Annotated in this window: 19 protein-coding genes and 1 pseudogene; 1 reads left to right on the top strand and 19 read right to left on the bottom strand. The window is 63.1% G+C overall.

The window, feature by feature from the left end; translation table 11 throughout:
• Positions 1 to 23: 23 nt before the first annotated feature.
• From pgaD to V7M64_RS13710, 9 genes are all read right to left on the bottom strand, one after another.
• The gene (gene pgaD, locus V7M64_RS13750; RefSeq protein ID WP_333679799.1) at positions 24 to 467 is read right to left on the bottom strand and encodes a poly-beta-1,6-N-acetyl-D-glucosamine biosynthesis protein PgaD; all 444 of its coding nucleotides are present in this window, start codon (positions 465 to 467) and stop codon (positions 24 to 26) included.
• The gene (pgaC, locus tag V7M64_RS13745; RefSeq protein ID WP_333679798.1) at positions 464 to 1,720 is read right to left on the bottom strand and encodes a poly-beta-1,6-N-acetyl-D-glucosamine synthase; all 1,257 of its coding nucleotides are present in this window, start codon (positions 1,718 to 1,720) and stop codon (positions 464 to 466) included. The genes pgaD and pgaC overlap by 4 nt, the downstream gene beginning before the upstream one ends.
• On the bottom strand, positions 1,717 to 3,585 hold the full coding sequence (gene pgaB, locus V7M64_RS13740) for a poly-beta-1,6-N-acetyl-D-glucosamine N-deacetylase PgaB (protein ID WP_333679796.1): 1,869 nt from the start codon (positions 3,583 to 3,585) through the stop codon (positions 1,717 to 1,719). The genes pgaC and pgaB overlap by 4 nt, the downstream gene beginning before the upstream one ends.
• 2 nt (positions 3,586 to 3,587) lie before the next feature.
• Positions 3,588 to 5,663, bottom strand: a complete 2,076-nt coding sequence (locus tag V7M64_RS13735) for a tetratricopeptide repeat protein (protein WP_333679795.1) — start codon at positions 5,661 to 5,663, stop codon at positions 3,588 to 3,590.
• 429 nt (positions 5,664 to 6,092) lie between these two features.
• Entirely contained in the window at positions 6,093 to 6,575 is a 483-nt protein-coding gene (gene lspA / locus V7M64_RS13730) for a signal peptidase II (protein ID WP_333679794.1), read from the bottom strand.
• 246 nt (positions 6,576 to 6,821) lie between these two features.
• Entirely contained in the window at positions 6,822 to 9,689 is a 2,868-nt protein-coding gene (gene ileS / locus V7M64_RS13725) for an isoleucine--tRNA ligase (protein WP_333679793.1), read from the bottom strand.
• A gap of 341 nt (positions 9,690 to 10,030) precedes the next feature.
• Positions 10,031 to 10,999: a bifunctional riboflavin kinase/FAD synthetase gene (locus tag V7M64_RS13720; RefSeq protein WP_333679844.1), complete on the bottom strand. Its 969-nt coding sequence runs from the start codon at positions 10,997 to 10,999 to the stop codon at positions 10,031 to 10,033.
• A 16-nt stretch (positions 11,000 to 11,015) separates the two neighbouring features.
• Complete coding sequence (gene murJ / locus V7M64_RS13715; protein ID WP_333679791.1) at positions 11,016 to 12,623, bottom strand: murein biosynthesis integral membrane protein MurJ; 1,608 nt, start codon at positions 12,621 to 12,623, stop codon at positions 11,016 to 11,018.
• 81 nt (positions 12,624 to 12,704) lie between these two features.
• Positions 12,705 to 13,241 carry a hypothetical protein gene (locus V7M64_RS13710; protein WP_333679790.1) on the bottom strand — a complete coding sequence of 179 codons (537 nt, stop codon included), beginning with the start codon at positions 13,239 to 13,241 and terminating at the stop codon, positions 12,705 to 12,707.
• 14 nt (positions 13,242 to 13,255) lie between these two features.
• Between V7M64_RS13710 and rpsT the strand changes: the two genes are divergently transcribed.
• Positions 13,256 to 13,519 (top strand): 30S ribosomal protein S20, encoded by a 264-nt coding sequence (gene rpsT / locus V7M64_RS13705; RefSeq protein ID WP_333679789.1) that lies wholly within the window; start codon positions 13,256 to 13,258, stop codon positions 13,517 to 13,519.
• 184 nt (positions 13,520 to 13,703) lie between these two features.
• Here rpsT and V7M64_RS13700 read toward each other — a convergent pair whose 3' ends face one another.
• From V7M64_RS13700 to V7M64_RS13655, 10 genes and pseudogenes are all read right to left on the bottom strand, one after another.
• A complete protein-coding gene (locus V7M64_RS13700) occupies positions 13,704 to 14,432 on the bottom strand; it encodes a copper homeostasis protein CutC (RefSeq protein WP_333679788.1) in 729 nt (242 codons plus the stop codon).
• Entirely contained in the window at positions 14,432 to 15,484 is a 1,053-nt protein-coding gene (locus V7M64_RS13695; RefSeq protein WP_333679786.1) for a N(4)-(beta-N-acetylglucosaminyl)-L-asparaginase, read from the bottom strand. The genes V7M64_RS13700 and V7M64_RS13695 overlap by 1 nt, the downstream gene beginning before the upstream one ends.
• 226 nt (positions 15,485 to 15,710) lie before the next feature.
• Positions 15,711 to 16,883 carry a Wadjet anti-phage system protein JetD domain-containing protein gene (locus tag V7M64_RS13690; protein ID WP_333679784.1) on the bottom strand — a complete coding sequence of 391 codons (1,173 nt, stop codon included), beginning with the start codon at positions 16,881 to 16,883 and terminating at the stop codon, positions 15,711 to 15,713.
• Complete coding sequence (locus V7M64_RS13685) at positions 16,870 to 20,286, bottom strand: SbcC/MukB-like Walker B domain-containing protein (RefSeq protein WP_333679782.1); 3,417 nt, start codon at positions 20,284 to 20,286, stop codon at positions 16,870 to 16,872. The genes V7M64_RS13690 and V7M64_RS13685 overlap by 14 nt, the downstream gene beginning before the upstream one ends.
• Positions 20,276 to 20,890: pseudogene (locus V7M64_RS13680) on the bottom strand (DUF4194 domain-containing protein); the annotation flags it as partial. The gene V7M64_RS13685 and the pseudogene V7M64_RS13680, both read right to left, overlap by 11 nt.
• A gap of 46 nt (positions 20,891 to 20,936) precedes the next feature.
• A complete protein-coding gene (locus tag V7M64_RS13675; RefSeq protein ID WP_333679781.1) occupies positions 20,937 to 22,403 on the bottom strand; it encodes a DUF3375 domain-containing protein in 1,467 nt (488 codons plus the stop codon).
• A gap of 220 nt (positions 22,404 to 22,623) precedes the next feature.
• The gene (gene cgtA, locus V7M64_RS13670) at positions 22,624 to 23,694 is read right to left on the bottom strand and encodes an Obg family GTPase CgtA (protein WP_333679842.1); all 1,071 of its coding nucleotides are present in this window, start codon (positions 23,692 to 23,694) and stop codon (positions 22,624 to 22,626) included.
• A 231-nt stretch (positions 23,695 to 23,925) separates the two neighbouring features.
• Positions 23,926 to 24,183 carry a 50S ribosomal protein L27 gene (gene rpmA / locus V7M64_RS13665; protein WP_192674984.1) on the bottom strand — a complete coding sequence of 86 codons (258 nt, stop codon included), beginning with the start codon at positions 24,181 to 24,183 and terminating at the stop codon, positions 23,926 to 23,928.
• Positions 24,184 to 24,207: 24 nt separating this feature from the next.
• Positions 24,208 to 24,522, bottom strand: coding sequence for a 50S ribosomal protein L21 (gene rplU / locus V7M64_RS13660; RefSeq protein WP_333679777.1), 315 nt, complete (start codon positions 24,520 to 24,522; stop codon positions 24,208 to 24,210).
• Positions 24,523 to 24,704: 182 nt separating this feature from the next.
• Positions 24,705 to 25,235 carry a DUF2059 domain-containing protein gene (locus V7M64_RS13655; RefSeq protein ID WP_333679776.1) on the bottom strand — a complete coding sequence of 177 codons (531 nt, stop codon included), beginning with the start codon at positions 25,233 to 25,235 and terminating at the stop codon, positions 24,705 to 24,707.
• Positions 25,236 to 25,479 lie beyond the last annotated feature (244 nt).

The following is a 25,479-nucleotide window of genomic DNA, read 5'->3' as shown; positions in this document are numbered from 1 at the left end:
TGGACTGGCCTACGGCGGCTCCGTCAGTCGGCTGCGGTATCCACGAACATCTCACCATTTTGGCCAAAGCGAATCACCGCGCGCTGCCTTGCACGCAATTGCTTTGCCGTGTCCACCGATGCCGACAGCGCCGGCGCCATCTCGGCGATATCCAGCGCGCGATTGCCGCGGCGACGTTGCTTGCCGGCAAAGCGAAAGCGGTTGTACTGCGACCATGAGCCCATCGACAACGCGCAGACCGCCGCGATGCTCAGCACCATGCTCAAGTCATTGGCGGCGTGCAGCGGATGCATCAGGCCCAGTTGCTTGTACGCATCGCCCAACCCGAACAGCCAGGCGAAGAAGGTGATCACCGGCAGCCACAGCGATATCCATAGTGTCCATGCCACGATGGTGACGATGGCGAACAGGCCACGTTGCAGCGGTTGCTGGCGGTGCGGCCGGTTGATGATCAGATCGGCTTTCATCGAATCCCCCTGTCAGGACTGGTCCAGATCGCCAGCGTGCCTTTGCGCTTGAAGATGGCTTTGGGCAACGCGACGATGGACGTGGCGGTAGTCAGCATCCAATAGACCAGCGGATACCAGATCATCCAGTAGTAGTTGCGGCCGATGCGCGCTTCGTAGCGGCGATCGATCAGCAGGCTGATCATGAATTGCAGCATGCACACCACACCCAGCACGACGCCGTTCCATTCCGGAAACAGCGCCGGCACGTGCAGCGCGGGCGGCATGTGGATCACATGGCCAAGCAGCCACAACACGACGATCACCGCCATGTCGAACGACCACGCCAGGCTCACCAGGTATTCGAACGCCACCAGCCACATGCGGCGCTGGCGCCAGCGCAACAGCTTCAGGCCATAGCGCAGCAGCACTTCGGAACCGCCCTGCGCCCAGCGCAGGCGCTGCTTCCATAAGCCGCGGAACGTTTCGGGCATCAGGATCCAGCACAGCGCATTGGGTTCGTAGCGGATTTCCCAATGCCGCATTTGCAGGCGCCAGCTCACGTCGATGTCTTCGGTCACCATGTCGGTGGTCCAGTAGCCGACGTCGTGCAATGCCGATTTGCGAAACGCGCAGATCACGCCGGAGACCGTGAAGATGCGCCCGTACACGCGTTGTGCGCGCTTGATCAGCCCGATGATCGACGAGAACTCGCCCACTTGCAGGCGTCCCAGCAAGGTCGAGCGGTTGCGGATGCGCGGATTGCCGGTGACGGCGCCTACGCGCGGGCTCTCCAGCATGTGCATCACCAGCCAGTGCGTGGCGTAGCTGTCGAGCAAGGCGTCGCCGTCGACGCACACGAGGTATTCGCCTTTGGCGGCGAGCGCCGCCGCGCGCAAGCCGGTGGCCTTGCCGCGATTGGTGGCCAGGTGCAGCACGCGCAGCTCGGGAATTTCCTTCATTAACTGATCGAGCTGCGCGCCGGTGTCGTCGGTGGAACCGTCGTTTACCGCGATGATCTCGACGTTCGGATAGGTCTGCTTCGCCAGGTGGTCGATGGTTTCGCGCACGTGCTCGCCTTCGTTATGGCAAGGCACGATCAGCGACACCAGCGGATACGACGGTAGCGGCGGCGGCTTGACGCGCGACGGCTCCCGGCGTTCCCAGCGGAAAAAATAGATCAGGCCGCCGCTCATCCAGATCAGCGACATCGCCAGCGGATAGAAGAAGGCAAAATTCAGCAAACTTTGGAGCGCATGGGTATGCATGGTCATCGCTCCGGATAGGGATAGTCAGCGATGGAGATCGCCGGGCGCACCGCTTCGAGCTGCGGATGGTTCTGGATGAAGTCGTCCGGGTAGTAGCCCAGATGGCGCGCGCCTTCGACCTGCAGCAGATGGAAGCGCGCGTCGAGGTCTTCGGTGGCAATCGGCTGGTTGGTGCGCCAGTCGTGGGCCGCCAATTCGAACAGCGCGCCATCCAGCGCATGCGGGCCCGTCGCGGCAACGCGTGCCACCAATGCGCGATACCAGCGCGCGGTGTCTTCCTGCTTGTCCAGCTGCGGCATCGCCATGATGGCGGTGACGTTGTAGCTGGCCAGGAAGGCCGGGAGGCTTTGCGCGAACCACGCCTCCGACGCCGGATCGACAATCGGCCGCGTGTAGATGTTGCGCACGGTTTTTACTTCCGGCCGCCAGCGCCGCACGCGCGCGGTGAGTTCCTGCGTAAAGTCGATCAGTGCAGCGGTGCGTTCGGCCGGCGACTTGTTGGACCACGGACCGAGATGGTCGGTGTCGCGAATATAGGCATCGTCGGAGAACAGCAGGCCGGCTTCGTTGGCATGCATGGCGAGGTCTTCGTACACGTCGCCGATCATCTGCCGTACGCGCGGATCCCACGGCGCCAGGCGGTAGTGATCGCCACCCGGCTTGGGTTCCCCGCCCAGCGACGGCAGGTTCGGCGCGCCCGGAAAACGGAAGGCGAGCACCGGCATCCACGCATACACGCGCACGCCGGCACGCGTGCGCAATTGCCAGGCCACGCGCGAGAACAGGTCCGCACGCATCGGCAGATGGCGATTGGGGAAATAAACAGCCTCCGCCACGCCGTCGCCTTTCGGGTCGGCATAGGCCTGCAGCCACACCTGGGTGGGATGCATGCGGCGAATGCGGTCGAGCAGATGCGAGAGATTGCGTTCCTGCTGCGCCGGGTCCGGATCGTAGACGTAGTCGAGATCCACTTGCACGGCGCGTACGGGATCGACGCGGCTTCGATGGCGGATCAGCCACGCAAGCCGGTTGGCGCTGATGTTGCCGCTGACCAGCAAGCGCGGCAGCGTGTGATCCTGCGGCGAAGCCGATACCACGTCGTCCAGGCTGAAGGAAACGCCCATGCCTTCGCTGGCGGCCACCTGCGTGGCGAGCTGGTTGTAGGCACCGTAAGGCCACACGACCGCGCGCGGGCGACGGCCAGTCGCGCGCTCGATTTCCTCGGCACTATGGGCCAAGTCCTTGCGCAAGCGCGCCGTGTAGGCAGCGACGCTTTCATAGCTTTTCGTATGCGCGTCGTATTCGAGCGTCACCACCGCCGGCAATTGGTTGCCTTGCGGATTGGCCGTGACGCCTTCGTGCAGGTCCCAGGTATGGGAGGCGAATTCCACCAGGCCGGATTGCTGCATCTGGCGCACCTGCTCCCAGCTCAGGAAGCAATCGCGCGTGCACGGGCCACCGTTGTACGGCATCGTCTGGCCGGCCGGCATGTCCATCCACGACCCCACCAGCGCCGACACTGCCGGATAGCGGTAGGCACGCAACAGGGGAAACACGCGCGTGTAGAAACTTTCCAGGCCGTCGTCGAAGGTGAGCAGCACGGCATGCGGCGGCAGCGGCGCGCCGCCCTGCCTGGCCTTGATCACCTGGTCGAGGCTGACCATGTGATAGCCATTGGCTTTCAGCCAGTCGAAATGGGCGATCAGATGATCGGTGCTGGTGGCATCCGGATCGCGATCGCCCTGCAGGCCGACGTCGTCGCGCACGTTGTGATAGGCAAGCACGATCAGCGACGCATCCGGCACGAATTCGTTCGCGCACGCCAACGGTGCGATGAGCAGCAGAAGCAGGGCGAGCAGGATCAGGCGCATCGCTACTCTCCCCAATGCATGGATACGTCCAGCACGACACGCGATTCGTGCCGGCCGTCGTAGGGTTGCCAGTGCCAGCTCACGCCCCAGCCGAAACGCAGGCCAGCGTGTGGCTGGAACAGTTGTCCATAGCGCGCGCTGGCCATCCAGCCGGTCGCGAAGTTGCGTTCCGCGTAACGGCCGAAGGCGACGTCGAAGCGTTGATTCCACACGCGGCTGTCGTATTGGTTGAGCACGTTTTGCAGCACGCCGGTGAGCGCATAGGAGCGATCCCACGCCGGGTTGAAATACGGGCGATCGGTTTCGCTGTTGATGGAGCCGCCGATCTCCACGCCACCGTCGAAGGTGAGGTTCGGACCGGTGTGCAGGCGCTGCACGGCATCTGCCAGCCAGCCCTTGCGCAGGTTGCCGTCGGTGAATTGATCGCGATACAGCGCCAGGCGCGCGGAGCTGAGTTCGTTCGCACGCCATTGCACGGCGGTGCTCAGCGTCTTGCCGTCAATGCCGTAGTACTGCGCACGCAGCGGCACATCCGCGCCGGCGCTGGCCCAATCGGAAGACCACGACCAATGATCGCCGATGGCCCAGTTGAAACCGGCTTCGACGTCCGTGCGGCGCACGTAGCGATCGGCTGACGGAAGCGCCTGCACGTAGAACGACAGATCGGTCATGAAACCCTGCAGGCCGAGGCCGCCGCGATCCCTCGCGACGTGGCCTTCGGGTAAAGCGGCAGACGAAGCGCGCGCCAAAGCCAGCACGCGCCAGTGGTTGTCGATAAGCGGACTGGCGAGCGTCGCCTGTGTTTCCTGATCGCGATCGCCGTAGTCGGGGCTGCTGCCCCGACCATTGTCGTGCGTGAGATCGAATTGCCAGCCGAGCTGGCGATGCCATGCATCGAGCGCATCCTGTACGCGGCCGCTGCGGCCGGCTTGCCGCTGCGCCTGGTCGAGCGCCGCTTGGGCGCCAGCGTAGTCATATACCGCGCTACGCAGATCGGCGTCGTCCAGATCGGCGTTCGTGTCGTGCTCGTCTTCGAGCGTAGCGGCGATTTTCATCGTTTCCGACGCGCGACGCGGCCAACCGCGCGCCAGTTCCGCCATTGCCAGCTGGCGGCGCAGGTCCGCATTGCCGGGGGCTTCGGCGCACATCGCGGCAAGGCGTTTGTACGCATCGGCAAGCTGGCCTGCGTCTGCGTGCAATTGAACGGCGGTGGAGTCGGCGTCGACCTTGCGCGAATTCTGTTTGGCACCGCGGACGCCGGGCGTATGTAGCCAGCGAGGTTCGTCGGCGGCCAGCTTGTCGATCATCGCGAGCGACTTGCGCGTGCGTCCGGCATCAAAATACGCTGAAGCCAGGCCAAGGCGCGGATCGACGTCGCCCGGTTGATACGGGCCCGGATCGTGGCGAATGCTGTTTTCGTAGAGCGTGATGGCTTCACGCGGACGGTGCTCTTGCATCATCGCATCGGCGACGGCGTTTTCCGCATACGGCGGCAGCTGCACGCCCTGCTGCTTCAGCTGCGCGTATTGGGCGAGTGCTTCCTTCGCGCGATCGCCCTGGTCCAGCGCCACCATCAGATCGAGCTGCGCGCGCCTGCGTACATCGGCGGGCGCAGCGGGGTCGTTCGCGATGCGCTGGATATCGTCGATCGCTTTGTCGTTGTCCGCGTATGGTTTGGTGGCATCGGCGGGCACGCCTTTGGCCCAGCGCACTTCATGCGCGGCGACATCGGCCTGCAGGGTTTCGCGCTCGCCCGCGCTGAGCGGCGGTGAAAGCGTGGCGGCGAGTTCCTCGGCGCGGGCGGCGCCGCCGAGCTCCGACAACAGCTGGATGGTAAGCAGCTGCGCCTGGCGATCATCGGGCCAACGCGCCAGCACGTCCTGGCAATGCGCCAAGGCTTCCACGCGACGGCCGGCGTTGTGCTCCGACTTGGCCTGCGCCAGCAGCGTCTCGCGGTCGGCCATGCCTTGCGCGGCGATGGCGTCGCACGCCGAGCACAAGGCAAGCACAACGAGCACCGCCAGCGTTCCACGCCGCAGCCTCGCCGTACGCGCCGTGGATACCCTGTCGTTTTGCACGCGCTTACCCATCGCCAGTGCTGCTCTCGCGCCTAACGTAAAAATTCAAAAGTCCGGTGAAGCGTTGAACCCCTGCTCCGTCGAACACCCTGTCTCTGCAGGAATGGAGTCGCAAGAATCGGGCCAGCGCATGTGAAGACTTCTGCGAGGTGGCAAATCAATGGCAGAAGCAACGGCGCGCAGGGAAATATCTGTCTAAAAGGACCGCAAACCGCGGCAATGGCTTGTTTATCCGGTAAATCCTGCGACCGGGACGATCCCCGGCTACGCTGCCGCGAGCGTGCCGACGTGACGCAATTCCCCTATGCCGCCACGCGGCAGCGACTGTTTAGGTCACTTTTGTGTCGGCGCGGAGACGCGTAGGCGGGGATGCAATCCCAGCAGCTTGGGCTGCGTTCCAGCCTACGCGAGCACCCAACCTGCGAGACCCTACTTCGCGGGCCGCAGGCCGAACAGGATCAGCAATACGGCACCGACGCAAATGCCGCAATCGGCAACGTTGAACGTCGGGTAGTACCAATCGCGGTAATAGACCTGGATGAAGTCGGTGACCTGCGAGGCATGCAGGCGGTCGATCAGGTTGCCAAGCGCGCCGCCGATCACCAGCGAGAGCGGCAAGGCGGTACGCCATTCGCGTCGCGCCGTGCGTGTGAGCCATACGAGCAGCGCTGCTGTGATCGCCAGCGCCAGCAGCACGAAGAACCAGCGCTGCCAGCCGCTGCCTTGCGCGAGGAAGCTGAAGGCCGCGCCGGTGTTGAAGGCCAGCGTCCAGCTGAGGAAACCGGGGATGACCGGGTGCGGTACGCCTTCCGGCTGCAATGCGGTGAGCGCCCACCACTTGGTGAGCTGATCGAGGCCGATCAGCAGAGCGGAGAGCAGCAGCCAGGGGAGTGCGTTGGGTTTGGGATGCATGAGTTTCTCAAGATCACGTGACGGTGCCGAGGATGGTTCCTTCCCCCGCGTGCAGGGGAGGGTTGGGGCTGAGGTATCCCCACGTTTTTACTCGTCATTCCGGCGAAGGCCGAGGCGCTTCGAAATAGGCTCGATGTAACCCTTAAATTTTCAGGATAGTTAGCAAAAAAAATGTGGATATACCTCAGCCCCCCACCCCCAAGCCTCCCCTGCTACACATGGGGAGGGAGTTGGTTTTCGGCGGGATCAGAACCACTGGCGATGTTCACCAGGCCCTTCGACGTTGCTCACACAACGCTCGCAAAGTTCCGGATGCGCCGGATCGCTACCCACATCCTCGCGGCGATGCCAACAACGGATGCATTTGGTTGCCTCGCTTACTTCCGCCTGCACATACGCCTCGCCATCTGGCAACAGCACAGGATCGGTAAATGGAGGGCGAGGATCGGGTCGATCATCAAGCGTCTTTAGACTTATGTCCGACGTAATGAAGAAGAAACGTAACTCTTCCAGATTCGGCCTGTATCGCTCGAGAACCGGAGGATAAAGATACAAGGTGAGCTTTGCCTCCAATGCAGCACCGATCTTTTCCGCCTTACGCATCTCTTCCAGCACGCGCGATGCGGTATCGCGCATGGCTAGCAGATCCGCCCAGTAACGGCGTTGCTCGGGCGAGCTTTGCGTATTCACCAGCCCGTCGTACCAGGTTTCGAACAGCACGCTCTCGCCGCGCTCGCCCGGCATGTGCTGCCAGATCTCTTCCGCCGTGAACGACAGCACCGGCGCCAGCCAGCGCACCAGCGCTTCCAGGATGCGGTACATCGCACTCTGCGCACTGCGCCGGCCGAGGCTTTCGGTCGGCATGGTGTAGAGGCGATCCTTGGTGATATCCAGGTACAACGCGCCCATTTCGTTGGTGCAGAAGTTCTGCACGCGCTGCACGATTTCGGGGAAATCGTAGCGCTCGTACGCCGACTTCACCGTCTGCTGCATCTCATAGGCCTGCGCCACCGCCCACTGGTCGAGCAGCAGGCTTTGTTCCACCGGCAACAGATGTTTGGCCGGATCGAAGCCATCGAGATTGCCGAGCAGGAAGCGCGCAGTGTTGCGGATGCGGCGATACATGTCCGCCACGCGCTTGAGGATTTCCTCGGACAAGGACATCTCGTAGCGGTAATCGGTAGAAGCCACCCACAGGCGCAGGATGTCCGCACCCATGCGGTTCATGATGTCCTGCGGCTCGATGCCGTTGCCCAGCGACTTGGACATCTTGCGGCCCTGCGCATCGACGGTGAAGCCGTGCGTCAGCAGTTGCTTGTACGGCGGCTTGCCATCCAGCATCGACGAAGTGAGCAGCGACGAGTGGAACCAGCCGCGATGCTGGTCGGAACCCTCCAGATAAAGATCGGCGGGGAAATGCTGCACATCGGCGTGCGAGCCGCGCAGCACGTGCCAGTGCGTGGTGCCGGAATCGAACCACACGTCCAGCGTGTCGCGGTTCTTTTCGTAGTGCTCGGCATCGGCGCCCAGCAGCTCTGCCGGATCGAGGCTTTGCCACGCTTCGATGCCGTGCTGCTCGACGCGCTGGGCCACTTCTTCCAGCAGCTCCGGCGTGCGCGGATGCAGCTCGCCGCTTTCGCGGTGCACGAAGAACGCCATCGGCACGCCCCATTGGCGCTGGCGCGAGAGCGTCCAGTCCGGACGATCGGCGATCATGTTGTGCAGCCGCTGCTTGCCCCATGCAGGGAAGAACTGCGTCGCTTCCACGCCTTCCAGTGCCGTTTCGCGCAAGGTTTTGCCGCCATCTTTCGGCGTAAGGTCCATGCCCGCAAACCACTGCGACGTCGCGCGATAGATGATCGGCGTCTTGTGGCGCCAGCAATGCATGTAGCTGTGCGCGTATTTGTTCTGGTGCAGCAGCGAACCGGCCTGGTCCAGCGCCTCGACGATCTTGGGATTGGCCTTCCACAGGAACATGCCGCCGAACAGCGGCAGCCACGATGCGTACACGCCGTTGCCCATCACCGGGTTGAGGATGTCGGCATCCTTCATGCCGTAGGCCTTGCACGACTGGAAGTCTTCCACGCCGTATGCCGGCGCGGAGTGCACGATGCCGGTGCCGCTATCCAGCGTGACGTAATCAGCGAAATAAATCGGCGCCAGGCGCGCATACCCCGGGTCGACCGCATACAACGGATGGCGGAATTTCAAGTCGCCCAGCTCATGGCCTTCCACCGAGGCCACGATGTGCCCTTCCATGCCGTATGTCTTCAGGCACTCTTCGACGCGATCGGTGGCGAGGATCAGCAAACCCTTGGGCGTGTCGACCAGGCTGTAGCTGAATTCCGGATGCAGGTTGAGCGCCTGGTTGGCGGGAATCGTCCAGGGCGTAGTGGTCCAGATGACGAGCTGGCCGTTAGGCTTGGGCAACTTCTCCAAGCCAAACGCCTTGGCCACCGCAGCTGGATCGTCAAAGGCAAAGCCGACGTCGATGGCGATGTCGGTCTTGTCTTCGTATTCCACCTCCGCCTCGGCCAAGGCAGAGCCGCAATCGAAGCACCAGTTGACCGGCTTCAGGCCGCGATAGATGTAGCCCTTGCGCAGCAGCTCGGCCAGCGCGCGGATTTCGCCCGCTTCGTTCTGCGGCGCCATGGTGAGGTAGGGACGATCCCATTCGCCCAGCACGCCGAGGCGCTTGAAATCGCCCTTCTGCTTGGCGATCTGCTCGCTGGCGTAGGCGCGTGCCTTGCTCATCACCTCGCTGGTGGGCAGGTTCTTGCCGAACTGCTTTTCGATCTGGATCTCGATCGGCATGCCGTGGCAATCCCAGCCGGGCACGTACGGCGCATGGAAGCCGGCGAGCAGTTTGGACTTCACCACCACGTCTTTCAGGATCTTGTTGATTGCGTGGCCCAGGTGGATGGTGCCATTCGCATAGGGCGGGCCGTCATGCAGCACGAACATCGGGCGGCCTTGGGTCCTGGCCTGGATCTGCGCGTAGCGGTTTACCTTTTCCCATTCGGCCAGCCAGCCCGGTTCGCGCTTGGGCAAGTCGCCGCGCATCGGGAAAGTGGTCTGCGGCAGGTTGATGGTGCTCTTGTAGTCCTGGGTCATCGCTCGGGTGCCGTGTGGTTACGGTGGTTCCGCTTCGATGCCCGGAGGGGAACCGAAGCCTCGTGCTATTCACTCGCCGCGCGCGATTGGGGTGCTCAAAGCCCTTTTGCATGGGTGTCACTGGTTCTAGCTGTTCGCAGACCACAGGGCCATCGGCGAAGGCAGACTGGCTGTCTGTCGAGACGATGGACCGCAGGTATGCGGACAGATAGAGCCGGTGGCGCCCATGCAAAAGGGCTTTGAGCACCCCCTGCGCACGCGCTTCGGCGAGGCTCGTCAAATAATAATGATCGCCAAGGCTGGTGCCGTGGACGGAATGTGCAAGCTGGACATGGCGTTACTCATGATGCGGCCTGGTTCGCGTCGATCAATGCCGGGTTCATCCCAAGGATTTCCCGGGCGGAACGCGCATCATGCCGCATTTGCTCCTTCAATGCGTCCAGTCCATCGAATTTCATTTCGTCGCGCAGCTTGGCCACCAACTCCACCGCCATGCGCTGGCCGTACAGATCGCCCTCGAAATCGAACAGGTGCACTTCCAGCAAGGGCTCGACCACCTCGTTGACGGTGGGCCGCGTGCCGAGGCTGGCCACGCCCGGCCAGCTGCATTCGCCCTCGCCCAGGCCCACGCGTACGGCGAAGATGCCATGTACCGGCGTTACGCGATCGCGCAGATGAATGTTGGCGGTGGGGAAACCCAGCTCGCGGCCAAGGCGGTTGCCATATTCCACCTTGCCCTCGATCACGAACGGCCGGCCCAGCAATGGCGTCGCCGCGCCGAAATTACCGGCGGCCAGCAAGGCCCGCACCCGGCTGGCGGAAACACGCTCGCCGTCCAGCAGCACGGCCGGCATGGTGTGCGCGATAAAGCCGCGTTCCTTGCCGATCCGCTCCAGCATGGGCACGTCGCCCGCACGCTTGTGGCCGAAGCGGAAATCGCCGCCCACCCACACTTCGCGCACGTTGAGCCGATCGATCAGCACACGCTGCACGAAATCTTCCGGCGACATGGCGGTGAGCGCCTGGTTGAAGCGCAGCAACAGCGTGCGTGCCATGCCGGCGGCGGCGAAGCCCAGCAGTTTTTCACGCACGCTCGACAGGCGCGGTACCGGCTCTTTCGAGAAATAGGCGCGCGGCAGCGGCTCGAAACTCACCACGATGGGTGTGCAGCCGAGCGCCTGCGCGCGCTGGCGCACTTCGCTGAGCAAGGCTTGATGGCCGCGATGCAGGCCGTCGAAAGCGCCGACCGCAATCACGCTGCCGTCGGGGGCCAGACACGGCCCTGCGACGTCCCGGGATAGTTTCATCATGCGGGGATTATAGCGATCAGTCATGTTGCAAATCGCGCAAGCGGAAACCGGTGGCGAACAGCACCGCGACATAGGTCGCCCCACCTGTACCGACCAGCAAGGCCAGACGCCACACTCTTCCAGCCACTGTCAGCAGTGTCCAATCCGGCCAGTACCAACGCCCTAACAGCAACAGCGCGACCATCGCCGCGCATGCCAGCGCCAGCCTTGTCAGATGACGCCCCCACCCCGGCTGCAGCTGATAGATATCCGCCTGGCGCAGGCAGCGCCACAACAGCACCAGGTTGACGTAGCTCGCTATCGCACTGGCCATGCCCAGCGCCAGGTGCAGTCCCGGCACTTTCGACAAGCCATCCAGCAAGGGGAGGGATTTCAATGCCGCGGGTGCCCACAGCGTGTAGAGCGTCAACAGGAACACGCCGTTGAGCAGCATGTTGGCAAGCAGCGAGGTGACGCCGGCGCGCACCGGCGTACGCGTGTCCTTGCGCGCATAGAACGCCGGCAGCAGTACTTTCACCAGCGCATAGGCCGGCACGCCGAAACTTAGCGCCGTCACCGACAGCGTAGTCATGCGCGTATCGAACGGACGGAACTGCCCGTTCTGGAACAGCGTGGCGACCAGGGGCTGGGCCAGCAGCATCAAGCCGAACATCGCCGGCACGGCAATCAGCAGTGTGGTGCGCAGACCCCAATCGAGCGCTTTGGAAAAGCCGTCGTGATCGGTGGCAACGTGATGGCGCGACAGCGAGGGCAGGATCACCGTGCCCAGCGCCACGCCGAATACGCCCAGCGGCAGTTCGAGAAAACGATCCGCTTGCGACAGCCAGGTCTGCGAACCGGAAATCAGCAGCGATGCGATCACCGTGTCGAACAGCAAATTGATCTGCGCTACAGAAGATCCGAACAAGGTCGGCACCATCTGCCGCATGATCCGCTGCACTTGCGGATGACTCCACCCCCAGCGCGGCCAGGCCAGCAAATCAAGCGTGCGCAACGCAGGCAGTTGAAACAGCACCTGGAACACACCCGCGACAAGCACCGCCCACCCCATCGCCAGGATCGGTGTCTGCAGACATTTCGACAGCCACCATGCGCCGGCGATCATGCACAGGTTGAGGATGACCGGCGTAAGCGCCGGCAGGCCGAAGCGATGGAAACTGTTGAGCGCCCCGCCCGCCAGCGCCGTCAACGAAACGAACAGCAGGAACGGAAACGTGAGCCGCAGCAGTTCGACGGTGAGCGTGAACTTGTGCGGCTCATCCACCGCGCCCGGCGTGAACACGGCCGCCACCTGCGGGGCGAACAACACGCACAACGCCGCCACCACCAGCAGCACGCCACCCAGCGTGCCGGCCACGCGCGACATCAGTTCCTTCAGCTCGGCATGCGTGCCCTTCTCCTTGATCTCCGTGAAGACCGGCACGAAGGCAGTGGAAAATGCACCTTCCGCGAACATGCGGCGCATGAAGTTGGGAATGCGGAACGCCACCCAGAACGCATCGGTGGCGACATTGGCGCCGAACACGTGGCTGATGGAAATATCCCTGAGCAGCCCGAGCACGCGCGAGACCATGGTCATGCTGCTGAAAGAGAGCAGCCCGCGTAACAGGCTCGGCGACTTCATGCTTCTCCCGATGTTCAATGGGCCGTGAGCGGCTAGCGCCGAATTCTGACAGTCAGGCGACGTGTTGCAACCGGCGCGACGCTACCTGGCCGTTGGTCGCGAAAACCAGACGAACAGCGCGACGATGACGATACGCGCCACGATATTTGCCACAAGCAAGGAATTCCCCATCTGCCGCCAGGCGGCGTATGCCTCCAGCAATGCGGAAGTTGCATGGAAGACGATGCAGCCACCCGCAATCAGGCGCAGCGCCCGCGCCTCGGCAAGCCGACTACCTCCGAAAGAGAGAAAGGCGATCCCGAATTCGGCGCCGGCCAGCAAATAGGCCAGGAGATCGTCATCCGGCACCAGGTGCACGCCGGCCATGCGTGGAATCGCACCCGGCGACACGGCAAGCACGATCGCCGCCGCCAGCGTGATAACGCCATGGATGAGCAGGAGTTTTCGCAAGCCGCCAAAACTCGCCATGGTGCCGCCTTGCCGATGGAAACGGCCATTCTCGGCTTTTTGCTGCGGAATCGGTGACAATAGCCGGACAGCCGGGCAAACCGGCCCAAGCGCTTGACCATTCAACAAATTACGGCCATAATCGCCGTCTTTTTCCAGCCCAGCATTCATTTCGGAGTTCTACCTTGGCCAACATCAAGTCCGCGAAGAAGCGCGCGCGCCAGTCCGAGCAGCACCGCCTGCGCAACGCCAGCGCCCGTTCCATGGTTCGTTCCGCCCTGCGCAAGGTCGTCAAGGCGATCGAGGCTAAGGACAAGACTGCCGCCGTGGAAGCCTTCGCGGCTGCCCAGCCGGTGATGGATCGCTACGCCGCCCGCGGCCTGATCCACAAGAACAAGGCCGCTCGCCACAAGAGCCGCCTGAACGCCAAGATCCGCGAGCTGGCCTAAGGGCTGGCGAGCATAAGGGTTGGTACGGAAAAGCCGGCGGAAACGCCGGCTTTTTTCATGCCCAGGAAAAGGGCCGCGGGTAAACCTCATTTTCGTCGTCCCGGCGAACGCCGGGACGGCATAAATCGCGATCCTGATCGGCATGGCAATGTCGGGGTTCGCATTCGCTCACCCTGACCCACGGCTACGAGGCGAGCCGCGCCTTCATTGCCCGCACTTCTTCCACGCTGGTCTGCTCGGTATCCGGCGCCAGATCCTTCAAGGCCGGATTGAGATACCGCATCGACGATTTCACCCTCACCTTCGCCGAGCCATGAAACTCATGCGCGCCGGTCAGCCGCACCACCTCGGCCAGATTGCCCGGGCGAATACCCGCCCCGGCCATCACCCTGATCCGATCACCGGCCTGCTTGACCAGGCTGGCAATGACCGGAGCGCCAGCCAATGCATTTGCGCATCCGCCCGAGGTAAGCACGCGCTCGCAGCCCAACGCCATGATGCTGTCCAGTGCGCGATTCAAATCCGCGCTGGCATCGATCGCGCGATGGAAGGTCACGCCCAGCTTGCCGGCCGCACGCACCAATTCACCGCAACGCGGATCGACATGTCCGTCCGCATCCAGTGCACCGATCACCACGCCGTCAAAACCCAGGCCGACGCAGGTTTCGATATCACGCCGCATCATCTCGAAGTCGGCCTCGCCGTACAGAAAATCACCCGCACGCGGCCGCACCAGCACGTAGACCGGAATGCGCACCCGCTCGCGCACCACAGCCAGCATGCCGTAAGAAGGCGTAATGCCGCCCTCGGCCAGGCTGCTGCAAAGTTCGACGCGATCCGCGCCACCTTCCTGCGCCGCGAGGGCGGAAGCCAGCGAGCCGGCGGCGATTTCAAGCAAAGGCTGTTGGGACATCAGGTGTAAGTCGTCTGGTAGAGGCTGGGCGATGCGAGCAGGCGATCTTGTTGTTGTTTGTCGCATACGGCATAGGTGAAGCCTTTCTGGATGGCATAGGCACCGCACTCGCCGTCGCGCCGCAAGGCGAGGAAGCCAACCTGCATTTCCTTCGTTGCTTCCGGGCGCTTTTTAACGATGCGGCGCACCGCCTCTTCGCAGGCTTCCTGCGGGCTGCGACCCTGGCGCATCAATTCCACCACCAGGAAGCTGCCGGCGTTGCGGATCACTTCCTCGCCCACGCCAGTCGACGTCGCACCACCCACTTCGTTGTCGACGTACAAGCCGGCGCCAATGATCGGGCTATCGCCCACGCGGCCATGCATCTTCCACGCCATGCCGCTGGTCGTGCAGGCGCCGGCAAGGCGGCCATTGGCATCGACCGCCAGCATGCCGATGGTGTCGTGATTGTTCTTGCCGCCCGGCATGCCGAGATTCTGCAGGCTGCGGTGGTAATCGATGTTTTCGCTGTTCGCCACCGGCGTGTACTTGGCCTGTTTCAACCATTCGTGCCACGCTTTTTCCGATTCGGGCGTAAGCAAATTTTCTTTCTTGAAGCCTTGCTGCAAGGCGAATTCCAAAGCGCCATCGGCGACCAGCAATACGTGTGGCGTGTTTTCCATCACCTTACGCGCAACATTGATGGGATGGGCGATATGCTCCAGCGCTGCCACCGCACCGCACATGCCGTCGCCATCCATGATGCTGGCATCCAGCGTCACGTGCCCATCCCGGTCGGGGTAGCCGGCGCGGCCCACGCTGTGATTGTGCATATCCGATTCCGGCACCATCACGCCCTGTTCCACCGCATCCAGTGGCTTGCCGCCTTTGCCGAGCACGGCCCATGCGGCGAGATTGGCCGGCACGCCGAAATCCCAGGTGGAGACGACGCGTGCGCCGACGTTGCCTGGGACAGCGCCCGCTACGGTTGCAGCGGTGCGGGAGAGGCGTGGCAGGGCCAGCGCAGAGCTGGCCAGCAGGGTGGTCTTGAGGAAATTACGGCGATCGGTCATGGGCATCTCCAGCGGGAGGACAGCGCATGATGAAGGATTGATGGACTGCTTGCATCCTTCACAGGTCATGTTTGGGGAGGAGGCTGCGCACCACGAATCGTCATTCCGGCGAAGGCCGGAATCCAGTGCAAATACGTTGTGCGAAACACCCAGCTTAAAAAAGATGTGTCCTTCGGACGCATATTTAGACTGGATTCCGGCCTTCGCCGGAATGACGATTCGGCAATTAGCCGCAAATGGGAAAAAGGAAGCTGGTCACGCGCTGCCAGGCAAAATCCCATGCAATGCGCTCCTGCTCCAGGCGCGCCTGTTTGTACTCGCCATGACGCAATGCCCGGTACAAGCGCTGCTCTTCCTCATTGAGGCCCGAAAATTCCAGCGCTCCGTGCGGCTTCTCTTCCCTGCCCCACAACGACTTGAACGCCAGCAAGGTTTCCTCATCCATCATCAGCGACTGCGCCTGCGGCAGGTACGTGCGCAAGCGGCTCAAAATGGCCAGGCCATGCGTATCGATATCGCCCCAGTAATACACGGGACGCTGCGCCAGCCATGGCAGTCGTGCCAACGCGTCCACCGCATAGCCGCGACGCATGAATACCGCCGTGCCAGGCAAGTCTTCGCAAGCCAGACCGGTGATGAGGTTTTCCACGATGAGCACTTGCCGCACTGGCAAGCTCAGGCCCATGAATTCCTCGGCAGGCGCTTCGATATCGGAAAGCCCGCCACATACCGCGCGAAGCGCGGGATCAAGCAAACGCATACGCAAGCGGTCGGGCGCGGCACGCAAGCCGGTTGCCGTATAAAAGTCGGTTGTCGCTTCGGATGCCCGCAACGCACTGACCCAAGCGGCTACGACTGCGCGACGTGATTCCACCCATTTGCTGTCAATGCCGGGTATCGGCAATTGGCGTGGATACAGGCCCGACGCCGGATGACGCCATAACCATCCCACCACGCTGCACAGCCGCTCGAAATCGGCCCGTTCCAGTTCGGCCAGCAGATCGAAATGGCGCGACAACTCGGCATGCCAGGTAGCGCTATCCGCCCACGCCGCCAAGTCGGTAAAGCGCTGCTTCGCTTGCGACCAGCGCGCGGACTGGCCCAATGCCTTGGCCACCGCTTCCGGTGTGGCAAATTGCCAGGCACATGGAACCTGTTGCTCGCCGACGCGCGGCCATGTGCGTGTCTCATAACGCACCGCGCCCTCGCCATTGCGCGAGACGCCCCGCCATTGCGCAAGCCAGGCATCGAAGCGCGCCCAGTCGTCCAGCAGTTTGGCTTCCGTGGGCGGCTCCGTGCTCAAGGCCAGCGGCCACTCGCCCTCGCCCAGCAACCAGTTGCGCCGCTGGTTCTGCCAGCGCGACAGCAGCCGCCGGCGCAGTTCCTCAGGCGTCCGCATCGACCTGACGTGCCTTCTCGGGCAAAGCCAGCCGCTTGTTGCCCTGGTCGTATTCGATCAGCAACACGCCTGAATCGTGACGGCCAGTGATATCGACGAAGCAGGCGCCCCCGATGAACGGCTCCAGCGTCATCACCGATTTCAGCGGCGTCGCCACCACCATCTGGAAGCCGAAGTTTTCGAAGATATTCATCGCCAGCGCGGTGAATTCGTTGTCGGCCTTGTCGAAGGCTTCATCAAGCACCACCGGTGCGTAGCGCGGCAGATGGCCGTCGTCGCCGCCCAGCTGATAACGCAACGCGGCGGCAAGGCACGTCGTCGCCAGCTTCTGGCGCTGACCGCCGGATTTGCCGGCACCGCTGCGATATACCTCCACCGTATCCCGCGTGTTGGCATCTTTCTCCACGCCCACGAATTCCACATGCTGGCGTACATCGAGCACCTGCTCGCGCCAGCGCTTGTGCTCGGGATCATCGGCGGCGAGCTTCGCCACCAGCTGGCGCAAAACGGCGAACTGCGCTTCGGCCCGATCGCGGTCTTCGGTCTGGTGATGGGAAAGCACGTCGCGCAACTGCAGCTGGAATTCGCGCACTTCCGGCAAGTTGCGATCGGTGAGGTCGATCTGCAGCAGCGTGCCGCGATTGAACGGCACGCGCTCGAGGCTTTCGTTCACCTCATCCATGCGCTGGCCGATCGACTTGCGCGCTTCCGTCATGTGTTTCTGCAATACCAGCAGGTTCTGCTTGCTCTGGCTTTGCAGCAGTTCGAAGAAGCGCGCTTCGTGCTTGGGCAGGCCGTCCAGCTCCAGGCGACGCAGGCGCGAGAGGAAGCTTTCCACCGAATCCATGTTCGGCGTGAAGTCGGCGCTGTCCTGCGGCCACTTGCGGCAGAAGCTGCGGAAGCATTCCTCGATGGCTTGCACCAATGCGTTGTCTTCCTGCGCATGCTCGGCCAAGGCGACGTTCAAGCCGTCCTTCACCTGATTGACCTGGCGATCGAGGTTGTCCAGCAACAACGACGGGTGCTGCGGCAAGCGAGCCGCCAGCGCTTCCGCTTGTACGGACGAAAGCCCCATGGCGTGGGCAAGCGGCAGGCAGGATTCGCGCTGCCGGGTGAAACCGTTGCGATCGCGCTCCAGCGACAGGCGCTCGGCCGATGCATCTTCCAGCGTCTTGGCCGCCCGTGCACGCGCGATGCGTTCGGTATCGAGCTGGCGCATGATCTCTTGCAATGTGGCGTCGCCCGCACGCAGCTGCTGCAACTGGTCTTCGATATCGCCCAGGCGACGCAGCTTGGGCGCGACGTCGATTTCTTCCCATTCGAGGTTGACCAGTTGCGAAGCAGCCAGGCGGCGGTCGCCATCGGCATCGCGCTCGGCTTTCAGTTTGTCCAGCTCGGCGGCGCCTTGCGCAATCGCCTGCGCCAGCTCCTGCCCTTCACGCTCGAAGACGGCTAGCTTGTCGCGATTGTCGAAGCCCAATAGCCAGTTGCGGCGATCGTCCACCGCGCGGCGGTCGTCTTTTTCGTGGCGATCGCCACCATGCTTGACCAGGCCTTCGCGCGTGATGGCGCGGTCGGCGTTGCGCAGCGCGGCCGGCGTATCCACGCAGGCGTAATCGAAGCGGCGCGTGAGCTCATGGGTCAGCCAATCGCGATGCGCGTGATCGCGGATGTCCAGGCGATGCACCAGCGAGCGCGACTCCAGCACGCGATTGCCAAGTGAGTCGACACGGCCCACCCGGTAATACACCAGCTTGCCGCCCAGATGCGTTTTGTTGACCCAGTTGGAGACTTCGGCGTACTGGCGTTCGTCCACCAGCAGCGACAAGGCAAAGCCGTGCAGCACGCGCTCGACGGCGCCGCGCCACGCGGCAAATTCGGTTTTGACTTGCAGCAGCTCGCCAACGAACGGCAGCGCGTTCTCCGACCAGCCCAGTTCGCTGCACAGACGGGCACGCATCGCCTGGATCGGTGCGGGAATGTTGGAGGGATTGCGCTTCAAGGCTTCGATTTCGGCACGCACGCCGGCAAAGCGCTGGCTGGCCTGATCGCGCTCGCGCTTGAGCGCGTCCATGCGCTCTTCCAGGCCGGTGGCGCGATCACGCGCACCATCGAGCAGTTCACGCGAGCCGCCGACGATCTCCGCGAAACCGCCCGCGGTGGAAGGCATGGTCCAGCCCAGCTCACCGCACGCGCGTTCGGCCTTGTCGCGGCGCTTCATGCGCTCGTCGCGCTCGCGGCAAACCTGCTCATGCTCACGCTCAAGCTGGTCGATCAGGTCGCCGCCTTGTTCGCGGCGCTGTTGCTCCAGATCAGCCAGGCGGCGATCGTGGTTTTCCAATGTTTGGCGACGTTGGGCGATTTCACCTTCCAGCGCGACGTCGCGCACCTTCAGTTCAGCCAGGCGCTCATCCAACAACACCAGGCGGCGCTGTTCTCGCCAGGTATCCACGCACAAATGCAGCTCGCGCAAGGTGCTGGTTTGGCGCCGCAGCTTTTGCAGGTTTTCGTGCGCAGCGCGGGCGGGCACCAGGGTATCGACCTGCTCGCGCGCGATCACCACCGCCTTGTGCGCGGCATCCAGTTCACCGAAGTCCGTCACCAGTCGATTGGCTGCACCGAACGTTTCGGGCTCATCCAGCATGAAGCCGCGCAGGAAGCCGTTGAGATCACCGAGGTTCTTGGCCGACTGCGTCTTGTGCAGCAGCTTCAGCGCCATTTCGTTCTGGATGCCGAGCAGCCGGCGGAAGCGTTCGGCATAGCCGGAGAAGGTGTCGAAGTGATGCACGTCTTCACCGAGGCGCGCCTTGAGCTTGCGCAGGTCCAGATCGAAGCCTTGCATTTCGGTCGCAACGTCGAACGCGCGCTCGCACACCATATAGTGCTTCTTCACGTCCCCCGCGGTGGAGCCGTTGCCGGCAATCCAGAACAGGCGGATCAGGCTGACCGTTCCACCCACGGCATTGCGGTATTCCAGTACCAGCGCGGTCCAGGTACTGCCCTTGCGCAGGTACTGCGTGGCGATCTCGCCGGATTCGCCATCGTGCTGGTCCGCCCATGCGCCGCGCACGTAGGAGACCAGGCTGCGGTCGCGACCGCTGCGTTCGGCTTCGCGCGCGGCAGCATTGAAGTCCACCAGGTTGGGCGGCACCAGCAAGGCCGACATGGCATCGAGCAACGTGGATTTGCCCGAGCCCGAACGGCCCACGAACAGAAAACCACGCTCGGCGATGGGTACATCGACCAGGCCGCTGAAGGTGCCCCAGTTGAACACCTGCAGGCGCCGCATGCGGAATTGCTCATCGCGCGGATCGGGCAGGTCGGAAAGGAACAGCGAGGGTGTCGTGTCGCGCTTCGCTGATTTGCCCGTGGCCGCGGACTTGGCCTTGGTCTTAGCGTTCATCCGCAAGCTCCTCCGTGGCTTCGTCCGCTTCGCGCAACTGACGGTAGATCTGCGCCAGGTTCTGTACGTCCTCGGCGGAGAACAGCAGCTTCAACGCGGGCGACACTTCATAGCGATCTTCGCTGCCACGCAGTTTTTCCAGCACGTGGTTGTCCTTCATCTTGCCGATGGAAGCCGTCACGCGCTTGTTGAAGCCGGCGCGATCGGTGGAAAGGTTCTTTTCGTAAACCGACAAGGCATCGACCAGCACGCTTTCTTCCACGACGGCACGATGGCCTTGCGCATCGGCTTCGGCCAGTTGCTGGCGCAGGTACAGCAACAGCACCGAGTCGATGAAGGTAAGCGGCGAGCTACGCAGCAACACTGGCGTTTCCAATTCGCCGGTGTCGGCTTGGCGTGTGAACGCCACACCCGCATCGCGGTCTAGCACCAGTTCCAGGAACAGATCGTTGAGGTGCGAACGCAACTGTGTTTCGTAGCGCAGGATGGCCGGCCATAGCTGGCTATGCCGCCCTTGATCGACGCTGGGGCCGCTCAGCAATTGGCACATGGCGCGGCGCGCATCCAGCGGCAATGCGCCGGTGTCGCCGTCGAACAATGCGCCGTCGCGTGACGGCTTTTTTTCTGGTTCGACAGGAAATGTTTCGTCTTCAAGCAAATTCATTGCGTTTCCCTTTCAGAAACCACACCAGGGGAATGCGCGCCTGGCGCCACTGGCCGTCGCCGCCCTTCCAGCGCACGGCTTCGTGTTCATTGCCGATCACGCCGTGACGCGTAGCCAATGAGAGGTAGCCGATCACGCTGCCCAGCCCTTGTTCCGCCGGCTTGCGTTCCAGCACCTCACCGATGGAAAGCTGGTCGTGCTCGGCCAGCAGTTCGTGCAGATCACGACGCAGGCTGCGGAAATCGATTTCGGAGGCGGCCACCAGTTCGCTCACGCTATCGAGCGAAATCGCGGCGCCTTCGCTGCGCACGATGCTGCCGTCCACCTGGGCGTTACGCGGATCGTGCAGGCGCCATTGCGAGAGCGAGCGCAGGCGGCTGGTGGTGAGTTGCAGCGTATAGGGGGTGCGCTGACGCACGCTGACCGAGTCACGCAATTGCAGCGCTTCGCCCTGCGCCTGTTTCAGCAACTGGTTCAAGCGGCGCTGTTCGAGGTAGCCACGGCTCTGCACGAAGCCGCGCAAGCTGCGCGCGAATTGCTGCAGCACATCGTGCACGTGGCCGCCGCGCTCCAGCATCACGCTGGTGAAACTGCGCAGGAATTGACGCTCGTGGCGCTGCAGCTTTTTGGCGAAATTGCGCGAGAGCACGTTCTCCAGCGCCACATCGAGCCGCGCGCTCTGCTCCATGTCGTTGAGCAGGTTCCAGAACGCGTTGAAACTGCGGCCGGCATCGCTCTCGGCGATCACGTCGACGCCTTCGAACAAGCGGTCGAGCACGTCGCCGCGCTCGCCTTCGTCGTCAATGATGCGTTCACGGAATTCGCGGTTGAGCTGCTCGAAGTCCTCGCGCACGCGACGGAAATCTTCGGCCAGTTCGTCGGCGAGCTGGATCACTTCGCGTGCGCGTTCGAGCGCGCGCTTGCCGTCAAGCGCGGCGACCTTGCCGGAGCTGACGCGGGCGATTTCCGCATCCAGCCGATCGCGTTCGGCGTACAGCGACTCCAACCGCGCCGTCGGATCGGTTTCGGTCTGCTCGGCCAGGCGCACCAGTTGCAGGATCACCAGCGACAGGCGACTTTCGGTCGCGGCGACGCGTGGCGTATCCAGGGTGCTGACGAAGCGGATGGCCTGTGCGGTCTGCGCGGAGAGTTCGTATTCCTCTTCCGTGGCGTCTTCGGGCAGGCGGCGCTCCAGAAAACCTTTGGCCAACCAGTCGGCGACATAGGCCTGCGCGGTGCGTGGCAATTCGCGCGGCAGATCGGAGGCGTTGATAGCGTCCAGCTGATGCTGCAGACGCTCGAACAGGATGGAGGCACTGAGCTTGCGCTCGCCATCCATCAGCAGGGTTTGCAGCAGGCCGATGATTTCCGGCGCGTGGTCGGCGGCGAGCAGGCGCCAGAGCGGTTCGTCGCGCAGGCGGCGATAGGTGGCGATGCGGGCTTGCAGTTTCATGCTGCTGTTGGCTCCCTCTCCCCCGTTATTGGTCTGTTTGTTCCGGAGACATGGTCAAAGATGGGGGAAAGGGTTGGAGTGAGGGGCAACGCTCGCCGTAAATTCAATCATTGCGCTTTTTGATAGCTGCTTTTACTCAAGAGAACTAGGTGACTTTACCGCGAGATCCGCCTTCACCCCGGCCATCCCCAGAGGAGAGAGGGCGCGGCCCAAGGCAAGCTCAGGATTCACCACGCAACCGAACGTCGCCGGGAGCCATATCCGTTTTCCCTTCCCGCGCCGCATGTTGCGCCTCGAAAAACCGCTGAATCTGCTGGCACACAGTCATGGTGTTCTCGCGCGCGATGGCCGAGACCAGGAACCATGGCTGGGTCCAGCCCAGGCGCTCGACGATGTCCTCGGCGACAGCCTGGCGCTCGTCTTCCGGCAGCACGTCGGCCTTGTTGAGCACCAACCAACGCGGACGTTGCAGAAGCTCGGGATCGAACTTCTCCAGCTCGTGCTCGATGGCATGCACTTGCTCCACCGCATCGGAACCATCGATTGGCGCGACGTCGACGATGTGCAGCAGCAGGCGCGTGCGCGCCACGTGGCGCAGGAACTGGATGCCCAGGCCATGGCCTTCCGCGGCGCCTTCGATCAGGCCCGGGATGTCCGCAATCACGAAGCTCTGGTCCGTGCCCAAGCTGACCACGCCCAGGTTCGGATGCAGCGTGGTAAACGGATAATCCGCCACACGCGGCGTAGCCGCAGATACGGCGCGGATGAAGGTGGACTTGCCGGCATTGGGAAAACCTAGCAGGCCCACGTCGGCGAGCAGTTTTAGTTCCAGCTTCAGCTCGCGCACTTCACCGGGCGTACCCGGGGTGGATTTGCGCGGCGCGCGGTTGACCGAACTCTTGAAATGGATATTGCCCAGGCCGCCCTTGCCACCCTGCGCCACCAGCAGGCGCTGGCCGTGGGCAGTGAGATCGCCGATGGTTTCATCGGTGTCGACGTTGATGACGACGGTGCCAACCGGCACGCGGATGGCGGTGTCCTCGCCGCCCTTGCCGTACATGTCGCTGCCCATGCCGTTCTCGCCGCGCTGCGCCTTGAAACTGCGCTGGTGGCGGAAATCGATCAGGGTGTTCAGGCCTTCATCGGCCACCAGCCACACGGAGCCGCCCGCACCGCCATCGCCGCCGTTGGGGCCGCCGAAGGGAATGAATTTTTCGCGGCGGAAGCTGATGCAGCCGTTGCCGCCATCTCCGGCGTGGACTTTGATGATCGCTTCGTCGACGAATTTCATGGGATTGAGTGCCGGGAATCGTGGATAGGGAATCGTAAATCGTACCCTCATGGCCGTCATTCCCGCGCACGCGGGAATCCATCTTGCGGTTGGGCGAGGGGCGAAAGTGGATTCCCGCTTTCGCGGGAATGACGGCTTCTGGGCGCGAATCGACCATGAATGGTTGACGATTGGCGCCAATAAAACAAAAGCCCCGCCGAAGCGGGGCCTTCGCTACATCATCAGGGGCGATCAACCCTTGATGACATTGACATACCTGCGGTTGTTCTCGCCGCGGACCTTGAACTCGACCTTGCCGTCGACCAGCGCATACAGCGTGTGGTCGCGACCCAGGCCTACGCCGGTGCCGGGATGGAACTGGGTGCCGCGCTGGCGGACGATGATGTTGCCGGCCTCGATGGCCTGGCCACCATAGATCTTCACGCCGAGGTATTTCGGGTTCGAATCGCGACCGTTGCGGGATGAACCTACGCCTTTTTTATGTGCCATGACTGATTACTCCAGATTGGCGGATCAGGCGTTGATGCCCGTGATCTCGACTTCGGTGAAATGCTGACGGTGTCCCTGCTGGCGCTTGTAGTGCTTGCGGCGGCGGAACTTGACGATGCGGACCTTGTCGGCGCGGCCGTGCTTGCGCACGGTGGCGGTGACGATGGCGCCGGAAACGGTCGGAGCGCCGACGGTGATGGTTTCACCGGAGCCGACCAGCAGCACCTGGTCGAACTTCACGCTGGCGCCTTCTTCGGCGTTCAGCAATTCCACGCGCAGGACGTCGCCCTGCTGGACGCGGTATTGCTTGCCACCGGTCTTGATGACTGCGTAACTCATGGGAATGGCCCTTCTGTCGTTATTCTCTTGGGTTCGCCGCGCCCTTTCCGGGCGTAGCGAACTGCGGATTGTAGCGACGAGGGCTGGCCCTGGTCAATTACTAACCAGGAGCAACGCCGGCGGAAGTAGCGCTCCCGGCGCCAGGAACTCAAAAGAGGCTGGAACCGTCCCGAGCCTGCGGGCTAGCCGCCGTTGCTGCCCCCGGTTGCCGGGCAGCGGCCATCGGCTCCCAGTTTCCCTTGCTTCTGCAGGTCCGAGAACATATCCGAGGTGCGCTGGCGGCTCCACTGCTGGCCGCTCCGGGCCGCCTCGGCCAGGGTGGCCGGCATCTGGGCCACCAGTTTCTGGCCCAGCGGCGACTTGTAGAACTTGATCAGGCCGTCCACCTCATCGGCGGAAAAATGATGCTGATAAGCCGGGATCATGGCCGTGATGAGCTGCTCCGTCCCGGCCTTGTCGATATAGCCCTTCCAATAGTCGGTGGGCACGCAGGGAAGCTGCTGCCCCATCACTTCGGCCATCTGGTCGTTCATGGCGGCGAACTGGCTGGAGACGTTCATCACCTGCATCAGCTCCCGCACCCTTGCCTCGGTGGGCTGCGCCGCGAAGGCCGGCCCGGCCGCCAGCGCGACGCACGCCGCCAGGGTCATCATCCGCTTGCCTGCCATATGTCCTCCGCTCGGGTTAAACGCCATGTCCAGGGCGGCGAGCATATCGCGTCCGGACGGCCTGCTGACATAACGCTGTCAGCAGGCTTCGGTGCACGCAATGCGGCCTGTAGGCACCCACTTGTTATAGTGCGCGGTCCCCCAAATAGTCAGGCGTGATGGATACCATACGCATCCGCGGCGCGCGCACGCACAACCTCAAGAACATCGACCTGGACCTGCCCCGCGATCGGCTGATCGTGATCACCGGCCTGTCCGGTTCGGGCAAATCCTCGCTGGCCTTCGACAC

It is taken from the genome of Dyella sp. (assembly GCF_036746095.1).
Lineage (GTDB): Bacteria > Pseudomonadota > Gammaproteobacteria > Xanthomonadales > Rhodanobacteraceae > Dyella_B.
The sequence above is the reverse complement of the archived record's forward strand: the minus strand, read 5'-3'. Positions and strand labels throughout refer to the sequence as shown.